Source organism: Limnohabitans simekii (SeqCode) (assembly GCF_965234735.1).
Lineage (GTDB): Bacteria > Pseudomonadota > Gammaproteobacteria > Burkholderiales > Burkholderiaceae_C > Limnohabitans > Limnohabitans simekii.
Map to the genome: position 1 here is coordinate 77,520 of NZ_OZ248543.1, position 16,299 is coordinate 93,818.

Below are 16,299 nucleotides of genomic sequence, written 5' to 3' on the forward strand. Positions count from 1 at the left end.
GGCTGAGATTTCAGTTCATTCCACCGTCACACTCTTGGCCAAATTCCTCGGCTTGTCCACGTCCGTGCCCCGGGCGCAGGCCGTGTGATAGGCCAGCAGCTGCAAGGGCACCACATGCAAGATGGGTGACAGCACGCCGTAGTGCTCGGGCATGCGAATCACGTTCACGCCTTCGCTGTTTTCAATTTTCGTGTCGCCATCGGCCAGCACATACAGCACGCCGCCACGGGCACGCACTTCCTGCATATTGCTTTTGAGTTTTTCCAGCAGGCTGTCGTTGGGGGCCACGGTCACCACCGGCATGGCACTCGTCACCAGCGCCAATGGACCGTGTTTGAGCTCGCCAGCGGCATAGGCCTCGGCGTGGATGTAGGTGATTTCTTTCAGCTTCAAAGCGCCTTCCAGCGCAATGGGGTAATGCGTACCACGGCCCAAAAACAAAGCGTTTTCTTTGGACGCAAAGTCTTGCGACCAGGCCATGAGTTGCGGCTCCAAGGCCAGCACCGCTTGCAAAGCTGCTGGCAAATGACGCATCTCCTTGATGTGCAGGGCTTCGGCTTCGGCGCTCAAATGCCCTTTGGTTTTGGCCAACGTCAGTGTCAGTAAAAACAAACCAGCCAATTGCGTGGTGAAGGCTTTGGTTGAAGCCACGCCAATTTCGGTACCAGCGCGGGTCACATAGGCCAGTTCGCATTCGCGCACCATGGCGCTGGTGGCCACGTTGCAAATCGTCAGCGTGCTTTTCAGCCCCAAGCTTTGGGCGTGGCGCAGCGCGGCCAAGGTGTCGGCGGTTTCGCCGCTTTGGGTGATGGTGACCACCAAGGTGCGCGGGTTGGGCACGGAGTCGCGGTAGCGGTACTCGCTGGCAATTTCCACTTGGCAAGGCAGTTTGGCAATCGCCTCGATCCAATACTTGGCGACGCAGCCGCTGTAATAGCTGGTGCCACAGGCCAAGATGAGCACGTTGTCGATGGCCTTGAACACGCTGTGCGCATGTTGGCCAAACAGTTCGGGCGTGATGCCCTCCACGCCTTCAAGCGTGTCGGCAATCGACCGTGGTTGCTCGAAAATTTCTTTTTGCATGTAGTGGCGATAGGGGCCCAAGTCGGCGGCACCGCTGTGGGCGTGCACGGTTTTCACCTCGCGGCTGACCGGCTGGTGATGGCGGTCTTGCACTGCATACTTGCCCAGCTGAATGTCCACCACATCGCCTTCTTCCAAATACACAATTTTGTCGGTGACCCCGGCCAAGGCCATGGCATCGCTGGCCAAAAAGGTTTCGCCCTGACCCACACCCAAGATGAGCGGCGAGCCCGCGCGAGCACCCACCACCCTGTGCGGTTCGTCTTTGTGAAACACCGCCAGCGCATACGCGCCATGCAGTTGCAACACCGCGGCCTTGAAGGCCTCGAACACGTCGCCCTGGTAGAGGCTGTCCACCAAATGGGCAATCACCTCGGTGTCGGTTTGGCTGCTGAACACATAGCCCTTGGCTTGCAGCGCGGTGCGCAGCTCGTCGTGGTTTTCGATGATGCCGTTGTGCACCAAGGCCACCCGGCCTGGTTGGCTGGCGTCACCTTTGCCATGGCTGAAATGCGGGTGCGCGTTGTGCACCGCCGGTGCGCCATGCGTGGCCCAGCGGGTGTGGGCGATGCCGGTGCCACCTTCCACATGATCGGTCTGGATTTGTGCCATCAACTCGGACACCCGCGCCGTGCTGCGGGCGCGTTGCAAACCGCCTGTTCCGCCATTCAAGCTGGCGGCATGCACCGCCACACCGCACGAGTCGTAGCCCCGGTACTCCAGGCGCTGCAAGCCTTGCACAAGAATGGGGACGATGTTGCGGCCTGATACCGCGGCGACGATGCCACACATGTGCTGTTCCTTATTTTTTGTTTTTAACCGGGCGTTGGTAGTTGGCAATGCTGGCCTGCTTGCCACGGGCCACGGTCAGCGCACCGGGCTCGGTGTTTTTGGTGACGGTGGAACCTGCGCCCACGGTGCCGCCTGCGCCAATCGTGACCGGGGCCACCAAGACGCTGTTGCTGCCAATGTGCACATCGGCCTCGATGATGGTGCGGTGTTTGTTGGCGCCGTCATAGTTGGCGGTGATGGTGCCTGCACCGTAATTCACACGCTCGCCCACGGTGGCGTCACCCAAGTACGCCAAGTGGTTGGCTTTGGCACCCTTGGCCAGCGTGGAGTTTTTCACTTCCACAAAGTTGCCAATGTGCACCTCGGCTGCCAGCACGGCACCCGGGCGCAGGCGTGCAAAAGGTCCCACCGAGGCCCCCTCGCCCACCGTCACACCCAGTGTCTCGCCATCGATGTGGGTGAGCGCATGGATCACTGCACCGGCTTGAATATGGCAATTGGCAATGAAGCAGTTGGGGCCAATGCGCACACCATCGCCCAAGTGCACCACGCCTTCAAACACGCAGTTCACATCAATCTCGACATCCTGACCACAGGTCAGGGTGCCGCGCACATCAAACCGTGCAGGGTCGGCCAAACGCACACCCTGGTTCATGAAGCGCTGCGCTTGCAGGTGTTGGTAGGCGCGTTCTAATGACGCCAATTGCACGGGGGTGTTCACGCCTTCCACCTGCCATGCTTGGCTGATGCCATGCGCTTGCACGGTGCAGCCATCGGCCACCGCAAACTTCACCACATCGGTCAGGTAGTACTCTTGTTGGGCGTTCTGGTTGTCCAAACGGGCCAGCCAGCCGCGCAACAAACGCGTGGGCACGGCCATGATGCCGCTGTAAATTTCTTGAATCTGGCGTTGCTCGGGTGTGGCGTCTTTTTCTTCGACGATGGCTTGCACCACGCCTTGGGCATTGCGCACCAAGCGGCCATAGCCTGTGGGGTTGTCGGTTTGCAAACTCAACAAGGCCACATGTTGGCCATCGCAAACACTGAGCAAGGCTTGCAAGGTGTCGGCTTGAATCAGGGGCACATCACCTGACAACACCAAGGTGATGCCGTCGTCGGCCAACACCGGCACGGCTTGTTGCATGGCATGGCCGGTGCCCAACTGCGGCATTTGACGCACACATTGCAAACCGGTTTGCGCAGCCAAGCTGGCTTCCACTTGTTCGGCACCATGCCCAGTGATGACCACGACACGCCGGGCTTGAATTTCTGAAGCCGTGTCAATCACATGCTGCAACAAAGCCCTGCCACCCAAACGGTGAAGAACTTTAGGCATACTGCTTTTCATGCGGGTGCCTTTGCCCGCCGCCATCACCACCACATCCACCAATGCCATGAACTTGATTCCTTCTTTTGATCAGATTATCAGTCAGCGTGGCTGGGTCGGGCGGCGGCTGGGCTGGTGCTTGGCTTTGGGCCTGACAGCCTGCTTGAGCGCTTGCAGCTTGGTGGTCACCGGCTACAACAATGCCCCGCAAGCGCTGATGTTCACTTGGATTGACCCGCACCTGGACTTGACCGCCGCGCAAAGCCGCCAAACCAAGGCCGACCTGACGCAAGTGCTGGCCTGGCACCGGCAACAGCAATTGCCGCTGTATGCCGATTGGTTGGTGCGCATGCAACAACTGGCGCCCCAGCAGGTGCAAGCCGATCAGGTGTGCCGCTTGGCAGATGAGATACGTGACAGCTTGAAGCCTTTGGCCGCCCAAATGGAGACACCGCTTGCCACCTTGGCCTTGAGCTTGCAAGCACCGCAACTCGACACCATGAAGGCCCGCTTCGACAAGGACAACAGCACCTGGCGAAAGGATTGGAAACTCGATGGCAGCAGCCAAGACCGCTTAGAGGTTCAAACCGAAAAAGGGCAAAAGAACGCCGAACGCTTTTACGGGAAAGTGAGCAAAGCACAACAAGCGCAATTGCGTTTGTTGGCACAGTCGTCCGGGTTTGATGCAGAACGCACCTACGCCGAGCGTTTGCGGCAACAAGCCGACATGCTGCAGACCTTGCAAACCATTGGCACGGCCCAGCGCAACCTGACAAGCTCTCGGCAAACGGTGCGTGATTGGCTGCAGCGCAGCCTGAACACCCCGGATGAAGACTACGCCGCGTATTTGAAAAAGCGACAAGCACTGAACTGCCAAGCAGCAGCGCAGTTCCACAACAGCACCACGGCAGAGCAACGCGCGAATGCTGTGAACGTCCTTAAAGGCTATGAAGCCGATGTGCGCGAATTGATGCGCACCAGCCCCTGAACATCAAGACTGCAACGAGGCCCACATTTCTTTGTCGCGCTGCGCCGTCCAGATGCGCGGATTGCGGATGCCTTGGGCTTCGTCGTAGGCGCGGCTCACATCAAACGGCAAGCAGTGTTCATAAATGAAGACTTGGCCAAACACCGGGTCCATGTATTGGCGCGTGTGGGCCATGGCGGCTTTCAAATCCATCTTATTCGCCACTGCTTCTTGGCCGCACTTGAACAAGGTTTCCACCCACAGCTTGGTGTAGTCCAAGGCTTTGTTCACATCGGCATGGCCTTGCATGGCTTCGCCGCGTCCCGGCACGATGGCCTGGGCGTTCAAGGCCCGCAAGGCTTCCAAGGTGGCGGGCCACTGGGCCAAGTGCGCGTCTCCGGTGTACACACCGGCTTGGTATTCCACCAAGTCACCGCTGAACAACACTTTTTCAGCCTCCACCCACGCGATGGTGTCGCCACTGGTGTGGCCAGCACCTGGGTGCCAAATCTCGACTTTGACGCCGCCTAAATCGATGGACAAACTGCCTTGACGACCCGGTTGGCCGTCACCAATGACCATGGTCGGCCAAGTGAGGCCCGGCACGCTGTCGGCACCTCTGAACAAGCGCGGGAAACGGTCCATCTCGCTTTGCATGTCTTCGGCACCACGCTCGACGATCAGGTCGTAGGTGCCTTTGCTGGCGATGATTTCGGTGGCACCTTCGGCAAAGTAGGCGCTGGCCCCCAACACCCGCACCGCGTGGTAGTGGGTGAGCAACACGTATTTGATCGGCTTGTCACTCACGCTGCGGATCTTGGCAATCAAGTCTTGTGCCATCAAGGGCGTGGCCGTGGCGTCACTCACCAAAATGAATTTATCGCCAATGATCACGCCCGAGTTGGGGTCGCCTTCAGCCGTGTAAGCCCAGCAGTGGGGGCTGAGTTGGGTGAAGCTGATGTTTTTATCGCTCAGGTCGTTTTGACTGGCGAAGGACTTGGCTTGTGACATGGTGACCCTTGGTGGCTGTGATGAAGAACCGGGTCATCATAAGCAATCAAGCCTGCGCCTGGCTCAATAGCCTGCTGTGGGCCACACCACCCCGTTTTCATTCAGCAAGGCATCCAAGGGCACATCGTGTTTTTCGGGCAAGAAGTCGGGCAAGAACCCCGAGGTGAAACCCAAACCCACGGTGTAGGGCCGGGGTTGCAAACCCGCCAGGGTGCGGTCGTAAAAACCGCCGCCATAGCCCAAGCGGTAGCCGCCTGGCCCATAGCCGACACAAGGCACAAACAACAGCGTGGGCACCACCACTTCGGTGTCTTTGGGTTTGGGGATGTTGTAGGCGTCTTCTTCCATGTCGCAGCCCGGATACCACGCATGGAAATTCAAGGTCTTGGTGAGTTTGTCCACCACCGGCAAACCAATGCGGCGCAGCACCGTGTCATCCAGCAACTCGCCATCTTCTTTCCAGCGGTGCAAAGCGGGCAATGGGTCGAACTCGCTTTTGATCGGCCAGTAGGCGCCAATGACGGTGTCTTTGCGGTCAAACAACCAAATGCGCAACAGACGTTGCAAAGCTTCGGCCCGCTCTAACCGATCAGGCAAATCCAGCCTTGCTTGAATCAATTCTTGTCGAAGGGCTTTTTTGTCCATGGGAGAATAGGTCTCATCTGTGGAGTCTCTCGATTGTGTCATGGTCACCTTTCTAACCCGTCGCAGCTTGGTTGCATGGCTTTTATGCAGCGTTATCGGGGCCCAGGCCGCAACCACAGCCTCCTCTGCCAACACTGACAAAGCCGATGCCGTGTTGCTGGACATGGCCAATGCTTTCCAAAAAAACGACCGCAAAAAACTCAGCCAATTGCTGCCGCAAGCGCGTGGTCATGTCTTAGAACCTTGGGCCGCTTATTGGGAACTCAGGGTGCGTTTGGGTGACGCCTCAGACGCTGAGGTGAAAGAGTTCCTGAACCGATACAGCGGCACTTACCAAGAAGACCGATTGCGCAATGATTGGTTGTTGGTGTTGGGGCAACGCGAAGAATGGACGCAGTTTGAACGTGAATATGCGCTCTACCGCATGCACGATGACAAAGAGGTTGAGTGTTACGCCGATTGGTTGGAAGCCAGCCAAAAGAAGTTTGTCGGCACTGTGGCACTGGAAGAGCAAATCCGCAAAACCTGGCTCGCACAACGTCAAGCCGACGATGGTTGCACCTACGCCATGGAGCAGTTGTTGTTGGCCAACAAAGTCAGTGCGCAAGACATTTGGCGCAAAGCGCGATTGATGGTGGAGTTCAACCGCAAGTCAGCCGCCCGCGACGCCCTGCGCATGGTCTCTGGCAAAAGCCTGTCGCCACTGGACGAGTTGATGAACAACCCCGCCAAGTTCTTGGCCGGTCGGGGCCACACCATGGGCAAAGAGTCGCCCGAATGGATGACTTTGGCCCTGGTCAAATTGGCGGACAACGACCATGAAGTGGCGGTTCGTCAAATGCAAGGCAAGGCCAGCAACACGCTGACCAAAGAACAAAAGCAATGGGTTTGGGGGGTGATTGGACGGCAATCAGCGATGAAACTCGACAGCGATGCGGCTGAGCACTTTGCCAAAGCCGGCTCGGGCAGTGGCTTGACAGATGACATGTTGGCTTGGAAAGTGCGTGCCGCTTTGCGTGCTGCCAACAAACCGCAATGGACGATGGTGGCGTCTGCCATTGAAGCCATGAGCGCCACAGCTCAAAAAGAAGCCGCTTGGGTGTATTGGCATGCCCGCGCCACCTTGGCGCAAGCCAACCCCAGCGCAGCAGCCAAGGCACAGGCCCAAACGGCCTTGCAAAGCATTGCAGGCTACCAAGGTTTTTACGAGCAACTGGCCGAAGAAGAATTGGGTCGCAAAGTCAGTTTGCCACTGCGCCCAACCCCAGTCACAGTGCTGGAGTTGAATGCCGCGAAAGCAAATCCAAGCCTACAGCGCGGTCTCTACGCTATTCGCATCGGCTTGCGCCAAGACGGTGTGAAGGAATGGAACTACGGTACGTCCCTGGTGGATGGTCAAGGTCAAAAGGGGCGCATGAGCGACCGCGAAAAACTCGCAGCGGCTCAATGGGCTTGTGACGAGCAAGTGTGGGACCGCTGCATCAACACCAGCGAACGCACCGCCCTGCCAGAGATGACGCACCGCTTTCCCATGCCCTTCAAAGAAGAGGTGATGGCTCGCAGTAAAAACATACAGCTCGACCCTGCCTATGTGTATGGCCTGATTCGCCAAGAAAGCCGCTTTATTTTGGATGCACGCTCCAGTGTGGGTGCCTCGGGTTTGATGCAAATCATGCCTGCCACCGCCAAATGGACCGCTAAAAAAATCGGCTTGAAGAATTTTCAGACCGAGCAATTGAACCATCGCGATACCAATATCGCCATCGGCACGACTTATTTGAAGTTGGTGCTGGATAGCTTCCAAGGCTCCATGCCCCTGGCCGCTGCCGCTTACAACGCTGGCCCCAGTCGCTCGCGCAGATGGCGCAATGGTCCGGTGCTTGAAGGTGCCATTTGGGCCGAGTGTGTGCCCTTCACCGAAACCCGCGACTATGTGAAAAAGGTCTTGGCCAATACCACCTTGTATGCGGCCATCCTGTCAGGTGAGCCGCAGTCTTTGAAAGCCCGCTTGGGCAAAGTGGGTCCGATTGAAAGCAGTGAGCTCGCGGGTGACCCCGACTTGCCCTAAGGACTTTCGTCTTGGCTTTGCTGCAAAGACCACATGTGGGCATAGCGCCCTTGGGCCGCCAGCAGTTGTGCATGGGTGCCGCGCTCGATCACATGGCCTTGGTCGAGCACGATGATTTCATGGGCGTCGACCACGGTGGACAAACGGTGGGCAATCACCAAGGTGGTTTTGTTGTGGGCAGCGTCACGCAACTCGGCTTGAATAGCACGCTCGTTGGTGCTGTCCAACGCTGAGGTGGCTTCGTCAAAAATCAAGATGGATGGGTTCTTCAACAAGGTGCGGGCAATCGCCACACGCTGCTTCTCGCCGCCCGACAACTTCAAGCCCCGCTCGCCCACCATGGTCTCGTAGCCTTGCGGTGTGGAGGCAATGAAATCGTGAATCCGAGCCGACTTGGCCGCCTCTTCCACCTGTTCTTTGGAGGCAGCGGTTTGTCCATAGGCGATGTTGTAGTAAACCGTGTCATTGAACAAGACCGTGTCTTGCGGCACGATGCCAATGGCACGGCGCACACTGTCTTGGGTCAGTTGCTTGATGTCTTGACCGTCGATGCGAATGCTGCCATCTTGCGCATCGTAAAAACGAAACAGCAAGCGGGCCAATGTCGATTTACCGGAACCCGACGGGCCCACCACCGCCACTGTTTTGCCCGCAGGAATTGTCAAGCTGATGCCGTGCAAGATGGGGCGGTCTGGTTCGTAGGCAAAAAACACATTCTCAAACCGCACCTCGGGGGGTTGTGTCAGTTGAAGTGCTTGGGCAGAGGGCAGGTCGGCCACTTCACGTTGCTTTTCAAGCAACTCAAACATGCGCTCTAAATCGGTCAGGCTTTGTTTGATTTCGCGGTAAATCACACCCAAGAAATTCAATGGAATATAGAGCTGGATCATGAAGGCATTGATCATCACCAAGTCCCCCAAGGTCATGCGCCCATCGACCACGCCTTGGGTGGCACGCCACAGCATGCCCACCAAGGCCACAGCAATGATGAGTTGCTGGCCTATGTTCAAAGCACTCAAGGAGTTTTGTGCCTTGATACGCGCTTTGCGCAACTTGTCCAAGTTGTCGTCGTAGCGCTTGGCCTCAAAGGCTTCATTGCCAAAATACTTCACGGTTTCATAGTTCAACAAGGAGTCGATGGCGCGGCTGTGTGCGTTCGAATCAAATTCATTGACTTGCTTGCGAAATTGGGTGCGCCACTCGGTGATGGTGACCGTGAAATAGATATAGGCCGCCAGGGCAATGAGGGTGATGATGGCGTACCACTTGTCAAATTTCAAACCCAAGATGGTGAGGACCAACACCACTTCAATCAGAGTGGGGACGATGCTGTAGAGCGAATAGGCAATCAAAGATTCAATGCCACGCACACCGCGCTCGATGTCCCGGCTCATGCCGCCGGTTTGCCGCTCGAGGTGAAAGCGCAAACTGAGTCGATGCAAATGCTCAAAGGTTTCCAAAGCGATGCGCTTGGCCGCACCTTGGGTGGCTTCGGCAAACACCAATTCCCTTAATTCAGTGAAGGCCGACACCGACAAACGCAGCAAACCATAAGCCACCAACAAAGCGATAGGCACGACCAACACAGCCTGCGCCACCGTGGGTTGTGGCGTCATGTTGTCGATCAGTTCTTTCAACAGCAGAGGAACACCGACGTTGGCCACCTTGGCTCCGACCATGAAGGTCAGCGCCGCCATCACCCGCCATTTGTATTCCCACAAATAGGGAAACAAGCGCTTGAGCGTATGCCAATCTGTATCCTGCGCGAGCGTGACCGTGCTGGAAGGAATGCGGGGATAACTGGAGCCGGGATGACGCATGACGCACAATAGAGTTGACTTCAACAACATCCATTGTGCCTGTGACCCAATCCGCCGACTCCAGAACATCCACAACCACCTTGCCCACCGATGCGGAATTGGTGCTCAAAGTGATTCCCATGCCCGCCGACTGCAACGCAAACGGCGATATTTTTGGTGGCTGGGTCATGGCGCAGGTGGACTTGGCCGGTGCCGTGTTGCCCGCCCGTTATGTGCAAGGCCGCATCGCCACCGTGGCGGTCAATGAGTTTGTCTTCAAGCAACCGGTCAAGGTGGGCGACATCCTGAGTTTTTTCAGCCGCATCGCCCGCATAGGCAACACGTCCATCACGGTCACGGTGGAAGTGTTTGCCGAACGCATCAGGCAACAAGGCAGCTACTTGAAGGTGACCCAGGCCAACATCACCTATGTGGCGATTGACGACAACGGCCAACCCAAAACCATTGAGCGCAAAGGCTCAGCTGCTTGACACGGGTTTGCGTTTGCCCAAGAACGCACTGAACGCTTCAATCGCCGCTGGCTCTTTGAGCATGCGGCCAAATGCAACCGCCTCTTCTTGAATCCGTGCCAGCACTGCCGGTGTTTGCGCTGATTTCATCAAGCGCTTGGTTTCCATCAGCGACGACAAAGGTTTGGTGGCCATTTTGCGGGCCTGCAGTTGTGCATACGCATTGACTTCAGTGGGCGGCAACACCCTGCTGATCAAACCCATTTCGAGCGCAGCCTCCACCAAAAAAGGCTCGCCCAACAACAAGGCTTCGGCAGCGCGTTGGTAGCCCATGAGTTGCGGCGCGAGCAAGCTGGAGCCTGCTTCGGGGCACAAGCCCAAATTCACAAAGGGCATGGAAAACGCGGCGTTGTCACCCGCATACACCAAGTCGCAATGGAACAACATGGTGGTGCCCACACCCACCGCAGGTCCACACACCGAGGCCAACAAGGGTTTGGGAAAGACCGCGATGGCTTTGAGAAAGCGAAACACCTCAGAGGCTTCGGTGGCGGGCGGTTGCTGTAAAAAATCTGCGATGTCGTTGCCAGCGCTGAACACGGTTTCGTGGCCTTGCACCAGCACCACTTTCACCTCAGAGTTGTCGGTCGCCATCTGCAGGGCATCAGCCAACGCGGCATACATGCTGGCATTGAGCGAATTCTTTTTGTCCACCCGGTTCAGGGTCAGGGTGAGGACGCCGCTTTCTTGGTTTTGAAGAATGCCAGTCATGCGTGTTTTCCTTTGATTACTGCACACGCAACCAAACTTGGGTGCGGTAGAGGGGACCAATGTAACCGCGCACCTTCATTTTTTTGCCGCCTTCGATAGGCTCCATTTCGACGGTGTAAATCTTGCCGTTGCCCGGGTCGAGGATTTTGCCGCCGCCGCCCCAAACGGGTTTGCTGCCTTCTTGTTTGACACCACGAATGAACTCCATGCCCACGATGGCTTGGTCTTTGCGATCGTCTTTGCACAAGTCGCAAATGGTTTTGGCTTTGGGGTCATCCACCAAGGATTTGCCGACCACGCCAGTCAACACCCCATTGGTGTCGGTGATGGTGACTTCACCCTTGGGTTTTTTGGTTTCATCGTCAATCGTGTGCCAAGTGCCCACGGGGGTCATTTGGGCAAAGGCTTGCAAGCTGAGCAACAGCAGGCTGGCAGTGATTGTTTTTTTCATGTCGAGTCTCCGTTTGGTTGGAATGTGTGAGAAATGTTTCAAGAAAACACGTCGGCAGTGTCCATCAAGACCTCACTGCCCGCACGTGCGGTTTGCATCAGCGATGCGGTTTCAGGGAACAACTTGGCGAAGTAAAAGCGTGCGGTTTGCACCTTGGATTTGTAATACTGATCTTTTTGCCCTTGGGCGATTTTTTGCAAAGCCACTTGCGCCATGCGGGCCCAAAAATAACCGAAAACCAAATGCCCTGCCACCCGCAGGTAATCCACAGCAGCAGCGCCCACTTCATCGGCATTGCTCATGGCTTTCATGCCAATTTCACCGGTGAACGCGGTCATCTGGCTGCCCAATTTGGTCAAGGGTTGCAAGAAGGGGGCCATGTCTTCGTTGTCTGCTTCGGCAGCGGCCAACTCGGCGATCAGCTTGCCAAATTTTTTCAAGCTGGCCCCTTGGTTGCCCAAGACTTTGCGTCCCAACAAGTCCAAGCTTTGGATGGTGTTGGTGCCCTCATAAATCATGTTGATGCGGGCATCGCGCACATACTGCTCCATGCCCCATTCGCGAATAAATCCATGCCCACCCAAGACCTGCAAACAAGCGGAGGTGGCGGTCCAGGCGTTGTCGGTGATGAAGGCCTTCACGATGGGCGTGAGCAAGGCCACCATTTCAGCGGCGTCTTTGCGTACTTGTTCATCGGGATGGTTGAGTTCTTGGTCAATCAGCAAGGCACAGTACAAACTCAGTGCCCGACCGCCTTCGGCGTAGGCCTTGGCGGTCAGCAGCATCTTGCGCACATCCGGGTGTACCAAGATGCTGTCGGCGGCTTTGTCAGGGCTTTTCACGCCTGACAAACTGCGTGATTGAATCCGCTCTTTGGCATAGGCCAGGGCATTTTGGTAGGCCACTTCGGTCAGGCCCAAGGACTGCATGCCCACGCCAATGCGGGCTGCATTCATCATCACAAACATGGCGGCCAAACCTTTGTTGGGTTGACCCACCATGGTGCCCACGGCGTCTTCCAAAATCATTTGGCAGGTGGCGTTGCCGTGGATGCCCATCTTGTGTTCCAAGCCGCCGCAATGGATGCCATTGCGGGCCCCCAAGCTGCCATCGGCGTTCACCATGAACTTGGGCACGACAAACAAGCTGATGCCTTTGCTGCCTGCGGGCGCGTCGGGCAAACGGGCCAACACCAAGTGGATGATGTTTTCAGCCAGGTCGTGTTCGCCCGCGCTGATGAAAATTTTGGCACCAGAAATTTTGAAACTGCCGTCGGCTTGTGGCTCTGCCTTGGTGCGCAACAAGCCCAGGTCGGTGCCGCAATGCGCTTCGGTCAGGCACATGGTGCCGGTCCATTGGCCGCTGGTGATCTTGGGCAAATACATTTGTTTTTGCGCTTCTGAGCCATGCGCATGCAAGCATTCATAAGCACCATGGGTCAGGCCCGGGTACATGGTCCAGGCTTGATTGGCGCTGTTGAGCATTTCATAAAAACATTGGTTCACCACCAAGGGCAAACCTTGACCACCATAGGCGGGGTCGCAACTCAAGGCCGTCCAACCGCCCGCCACAAACTGTGCATAGGCCTGCTTGAAGCCATCGGGTGTTTTGACCTCATGGGTGCTTTGATTCAGCTGGCAACCTTGCTGGTCGCCAATCGCGTTCAAGGGCAGCAGCACTTCAGCGGCAAATTTGCCGCCCTCTTCCAACACGGCGGCAATCGTGTCGGCGTCCATGTCGGCATGGGCTGGCAAGGCTTTCAAGGTGTCGGGCACATGCAAGACCTCGTTCATGATGAACTGCATGTCGCGCAGGGGTGGGGTGTAAATGGCCATGGTGATATTCCTATAGGAGAGATGCGCCATTGCGCAAGAGCAACTGCTCGAACCCTTGCAAGGTGCGTTGAAGACTTTTGGTGGATTTCAAAAAACGGGCTTCGTAATGCAAGGCCAAAATCAGGCCGTGGATTTCAAAACACATTTGGGCGGCATCGGTTTCTTTGGCCAAATGCTGCTCGTCGCGGGACTGGACCACGGCACGGTGAACAGCGGCCAACCAGGTTTTGACGGAACTGGCCAAGGCATCCCGCACGGGGCCGGGACGGTCGTCAAATTCCGCTGCGCCGCTGATGTACAAACATCCCGAGTCGATTTCTGCGCTGGTTCTTTGCATCCAGTGATGGAACAAACTGCGCAAACGTGGCAGGCCACGCGGGTGTTGCAAAGCAGGCTCGAACACCTCCAGCTCAAAGCGCTGGTGGTATTCACGAATCACCGAGATTTGCAACTCTTCGCGCGAACCAAAATGCGCGAAGACGCCCGACTTGCTCATTTGCATGACCTCGGCCAAGGCGCCAATGCTCAAGCCCTCCAAGCCAATTTGGGTGGCCAAGCCCAACGCCGCGTCCACAATGGCCGACTTGGTTTGCTGGCCTTTGTGCACGCCGCGTTGCCTGGGCGCATGGCCATCGGCTTCTGAAACAGGGTGGATGTTGGAACTCACAGGATACCCAAAAAAGAACGACCGTGCTATTTTGCACGATTTTGGGCTCCCCTAAACTTTGGGCATGACATCCACCCGCATTTTGGCGATTCGCCATGGAGAAACCACTTGGAATGTGGACACCCGCATTCAAGGCCACACCGACATCGGTTTGAACGAGGAAGGCCAGTGGCAAGCCCAGCAACTGGCCAAGGCGTTGGCATCCGAAGACATTGATGCGGTCTACGCCAGCGACTTGTCCCGCGCCTTCAGCACCGCCCAAGCCATCGCCGCGACACACCAACTGAATGTGACCGCCTTGCCCGGTTTGCGTGAACGCCATTTGGGGCAGTTTCAAGGACAAACTTGGGCAGAGATTGAAGCCCAGCATCCCGAAGACGCTTCACGGTGGCGCAAGCGTGAGCCCGATTGGACGCCGCAAGGCGGCGGTGAGAGTTTGGTGATGCTGCACCAACGCATTTCAAGTTTGGCCAAAGATATTGCGTCGCAACACGTGGGTCAGCACATCGTGTGGGTGACCCATGGCGGCGTGCTGGACATCTTGTACCGATTGGCCACGGGTCAAACGCTGCAAGCGCCCCGCACCTGGGGTTTGCGCAACACCGCCATCAACCGTTTGCTGTGGACGCCCGAGGGTTTGCATTTGGTGGGCTGGGCCGATGAGCGCCACCTGGACAGCAACGAAGCCCGCGAAGAAAACAGCGCTTGACCCTCAAGCGCCTTCGGCGTCAAACAAACCTACGCCGCTGGCGGGCGGTGCCACACCCAAATGCCGATAGGCCGCCAACGTGGCAATGCGACCACGCGGGGTGCGTTGCAAAAAGCCTTGTTGAATCAAAAACGGTTCGATCACGTCTTCGATGGTGTCGCGCTCTTCGCCAATGCTGGCGGCGATGTTGTCCAAGCCCACAGGTCCGCCATCGAAACGGTGAATCACCGCCTCCAGCAATTTGCGGTCCATCAGGTCAAAGCCTTGTGGATCCACATCCAGCATGGCCAAAGCGGCATCGGCCACGGCTTTGCTGATCTGGCCATCGGCTTTCACCTCGGCGTAGTCGCGCACCCGGCGCAACAAACGGTTGGCAATGCGCGGTGTGCCGCGTGAACGTCGGGCAATTTCAAACGCACCCTCTTCATCCAACTGCGCTTTGAGCAAACCGCCACTGCGCATGACGATGCGCAACAACTCTTGCGGTGAATAAAACTCCAAACGCGCGACGATGCCAAAGCGATCGCGCAACGGGTTGGTCAGCATGCCCGCACGGGTGGTGGCACCGACCAAGGTGAAGGGCTGTAAGTCGAGCTTGATGCTGCGTGCCGCGGGCCCTTCGCCAATCATGATGTCGATTTGGTAGTCCTCTAAGGCGGGGTACAAGATCTCTTCCACCACTGGCGACAAACGGTGAATCTCGTCAATGAACAAGACATCGTTTTTTTCCAAATTGGTCAGCAGTGCGGCCAAGTCCTTGGGTTTTTCCAACACCGGGCCGCTGGTTTGCCGCAGGTTCACGCCCAACTCTTGGGCAATGATGTGGCTCAAGGTGGTCTTGCCCAAGCCTGGTGGGCCAAACAAGAGCACATGGTCCAGGGCTTCTTGGCGATTGCGGGCCGCACCAATGAAGATTTCAAGCTGTTCACGCACCTTGGTCTGGCCCACGTACTCTTGCAGCAGCTTGGGGCGCAAGGCGCGTTCGATGGCCTCTTCTTTCGGGCTGACCGGGGCGGCAGACACCACGCGCGGTGCGGGTGCGAAATCATCGGTTTGAATGCTCATGTGGCCAAGGCTTTCAAGGCTTGCTTGATGCCATCACTCACACCAATGTCAGTTGGCAGTTGTTTGAAAGCGGCCGAGGCTTCTTTGTCCGAGTAACCCAAGGTCATGAGGGCTTGCAGAATGTCGTTTTGGGCACTGTGGATGTGCGCCGCAGGGCTCAAGCCCAAATCGCTGCCCATCTTGCCTTTGAGTTCCAGCAGCAACCGTTCTGCGGTTTTTTTGCCAATGCCCGGAATCTTCACCAAGCGCCCAGCCTCTTGCAGCGTGATGGCTTGGGCCAACTCGGCCACACTCAGACCGCTGAGCACACCCAACGCCATGCGCGGACCCACACCAGAGATTTTGATCAGCTGTCGAAAAGCGGTGCGTTCTTCGGCGCTGGCAAAGCCGTACAAAATTTGCGCGTCTTCGCGCACCACAAAGTGTGTGAGCAAGCTGACGGGGGCGCCCACCGCAGGCAGGTTGTAGAAGGTGCTCATCGGCACGTCCACTTCATAACCCACGCCTTGGCAATCCACCAACACCTGGGGTGGGTTCTTTTCGCTGAGGATGCCGCTGAGTTTGCCAATCATGATGTTGATGAAGTTGTTCGAGTGGATTATCAGGCCTCATCAGCCAGCGCTTGCGCTGAGGCGAACA

At 57.0% G+C, this 16,299-nt stretch carries 15 protein-coding genes; 4 read left to right on the top strand and 11 right to left on the bottom strand.

All coding sequences use genetic code 11. The features are described from left to right. Nucleotides 1-15: 15 nt before the first annotated feature. Nucleotides 16-1,875: a glutamine--fructose-6-phosphate transaminase (isomerizing) gene (gene glmS, locus AC8GFP_RS09215; RefSeq protein ID WP_506612483.1), complete on the bottom strand. Its 1,860-nt coding sequence runs from the start codon at nucleotides 1,873-1,875 to the stop codon at nucleotides 16-18. A gap of 10 nt (nucleotides 1,876-1,885) precedes the next feature. After that, nucleotides 1,886-3,271 (bottom strand): bifunctional UDP-N-acetylglucosamine diphosphorylase/glucosamine-1-phosphate N-acetyltransferase GlmU, encoded by a 1,386-nt coding sequence (glmU, locus tag AC8GFP_RS09220; protein ID WP_506612485.1) that lies wholly within the window; start codon nucleotides 3,269-3,271, stop codon nucleotides 1,886-1,888. On the opposite strand from glmU, the gene AC8GFP_RS09225 reads away from it, so the two are divergent. Further along, nucleotides 3,222-4,190: a DUF6279 family lipoprotein gene (locus AC8GFP_RS09225; protein ID WP_506612486.1), complete on the top strand. Its 969-nt coding sequence runs from the start codon at nucleotides 3,222-3,224 to the stop codon at nucleotides 4,188-4,190. The genes glmU and AC8GFP_RS09225 overlap by 50 nt on opposite strands. 3 nt (nucleotides 4,191-4,193) lie before the next feature. Here the strand turns inward: AC8GFP_RS09225 and AC8GFP_RS09230 are convergent, their stop codons facing one another. Further along, nucleotides 4,194-5,180: an MBL fold metallo-hydrolase gene (locus tag AC8GFP_RS09230; RefSeq protein WP_506612488.1), complete on the bottom strand. Its 987-nt coding sequence runs from the start codon at nucleotides 5,178-5,180 to the stop codon at nucleotides 4,194-4,196. 63 nt (nucleotides 5,181-5,243) lie between these two features. Then, a complete protein-coding gene (locus AC8GFP_RS09235) occupies nucleotides 5,244-5,825 on the bottom strand; it encodes a 5-formyltetrahydrofolate cyclo-ligase (RefSeq protein WP_506612490.1) in 582 nt (193 codons plus the stop codon). A 40-nt stretch (nucleotides 5,826-5,865) separates the two neighbouring features. Here AC8GFP_RS09235 and AC8GFP_RS09240 point away from each other — a divergent pair, with 40 nt between their 5' ends. Further along, a complete protein-coding gene (locus AC8GFP_RS09240) occupies nucleotides 5,866-7,893 on the top strand; it encodes a lytic transglycosylase domain-containing protein (RefSeq protein ID WP_506612491.1) in 2,028 nt (675 codons plus the stop codon). Here the strand turns inward: AC8GFP_RS09240 and AC8GFP_RS09245 are convergent. Continuing rightward, a complete protein-coding gene (locus AC8GFP_RS09245) occupies nucleotides 7,890-9,713 on the bottom strand; it encodes an ABCB family ABC transporter ATP-binding protein/permease (RefSeq protein WP_506612493.1) in 1,824 nt (607 codons plus the stop codon). The two genes, AC8GFP_RS09240 and AC8GFP_RS09245, sit on opposite strands and share 4 nt — an antisense overlap. Before the next feature lie 35 nt (nucleotides 9,714-9,748). On the opposite strand from AC8GFP_RS09245, the gene AC8GFP_RS09250 reads away from it, so the two are divergent. Further along, complete coding sequence (locus AC8GFP_RS09250; protein WP_506612496.1) at nucleotides 9,749-10,183, top strand: acyl-CoA thioesterase; 435 nt, start codon at nucleotides 9,749-9,751, stop codon at nucleotides 10,181-10,183. On the opposite strand, the gene AC8GFP_RS09255 is transcribed toward AC8GFP_RS09250, so the two are convergent. From AC8GFP_RS09255 to AC8GFP_RS09270, 4 genes are read right to left on the bottom strand one after another with little or no spacing between them, the layout of a single operon-like run. Continuing rightward, nucleotides 10,172-10,933, bottom strand: coding sequence for an enoyl-CoA hydratase (locus tag AC8GFP_RS09255; RefSeq protein WP_506612498.1), 762 nt, complete (start codon nucleotides 10,931-10,933; stop codon nucleotides 10,172-10,174). The genes AC8GFP_RS09250 and AC8GFP_RS09255 overlap by 12 nt on opposite strands. A gap of 16 nt (nucleotides 10,934-10,949) precedes the next feature. Next, nucleotides 10,950-11,384: a DUF2147 domain-containing protein gene (locus AC8GFP_RS09260; RefSeq protein ID WP_506612500.1), complete on the bottom strand. Its 435-nt coding sequence runs from the start codon at nucleotides 11,382-11,384 to the stop codon at nucleotides 10,950-10,952. 38 nt (nucleotides 11,385-11,422) lie between these two features. Then, nucleotides 11,423-13,219, bottom strand: a complete 1,797-nt coding sequence (locus tag AC8GFP_RS09265; RefSeq protein WP_506612502.1) for an acyl-CoA dehydrogenase C-terminal domain-containing protein — start codon at nucleotides 13,217-13,219, stop codon at nucleotides 11,423-11,425. Between the two features lie 10 nt (nucleotides 13,220-13,229). Then, entirely contained in the window at nucleotides 13,230-13,874 is a 645-nt protein-coding gene (locus AC8GFP_RS09270) for a TetR/AcrR family transcriptional regulator (protein WP_506612958.1), read from the bottom strand. A 76-nt stretch (nucleotides 13,875-13,950) separates the two neighbouring features. Here AC8GFP_RS09270 and AC8GFP_RS09275 point away from each other — a divergent pair, with 76 nt between their 5' ends. Beyond that, the gene (locus AC8GFP_RS09275) at nucleotides 13,951-14,595 is read left to right on the top strand and encodes a histidine phosphatase family protein (RefSeq protein WP_506612504.1); all 645 of its coding nucleotides are present in this window, start codon (nucleotides 13,951-13,953) and stop codon (nucleotides 14,593-14,595) included. 3 nt (nucleotides 14,596-14,598) lie between these two features. Here the strand turns inward: AC8GFP_RS09275 and ruvB are convergent, their stop codons facing one another. Further along, nucleotides 14,599-15,660, bottom strand: coding sequence for a Holliday junction branch migration DNA helicase RuvB (ruvB, locus tag AC8GFP_RS09280; protein ID WP_506612506.1), 1,062 nt, complete (start codon nucleotides 15,658-15,660; stop codon nucleotides 14,599-14,601). Further along, nucleotides 15,657-16,232, bottom strand: coding sequence for a Holliday junction branch migration protein RuvA (gene ruvA, locus AC8GFP_RS09285; protein ID WP_506612508.1), 576 nt, complete (start codon nucleotides 16,230-16,232; stop codon nucleotides 15,657-15,659). The genes ruvB and ruvA overlap by 4 nt, the downstream gene beginning before the upstream one ends. Between the last annotated feature and the right edge of the window lie 67 nt (nucleotides 16,233-16,299).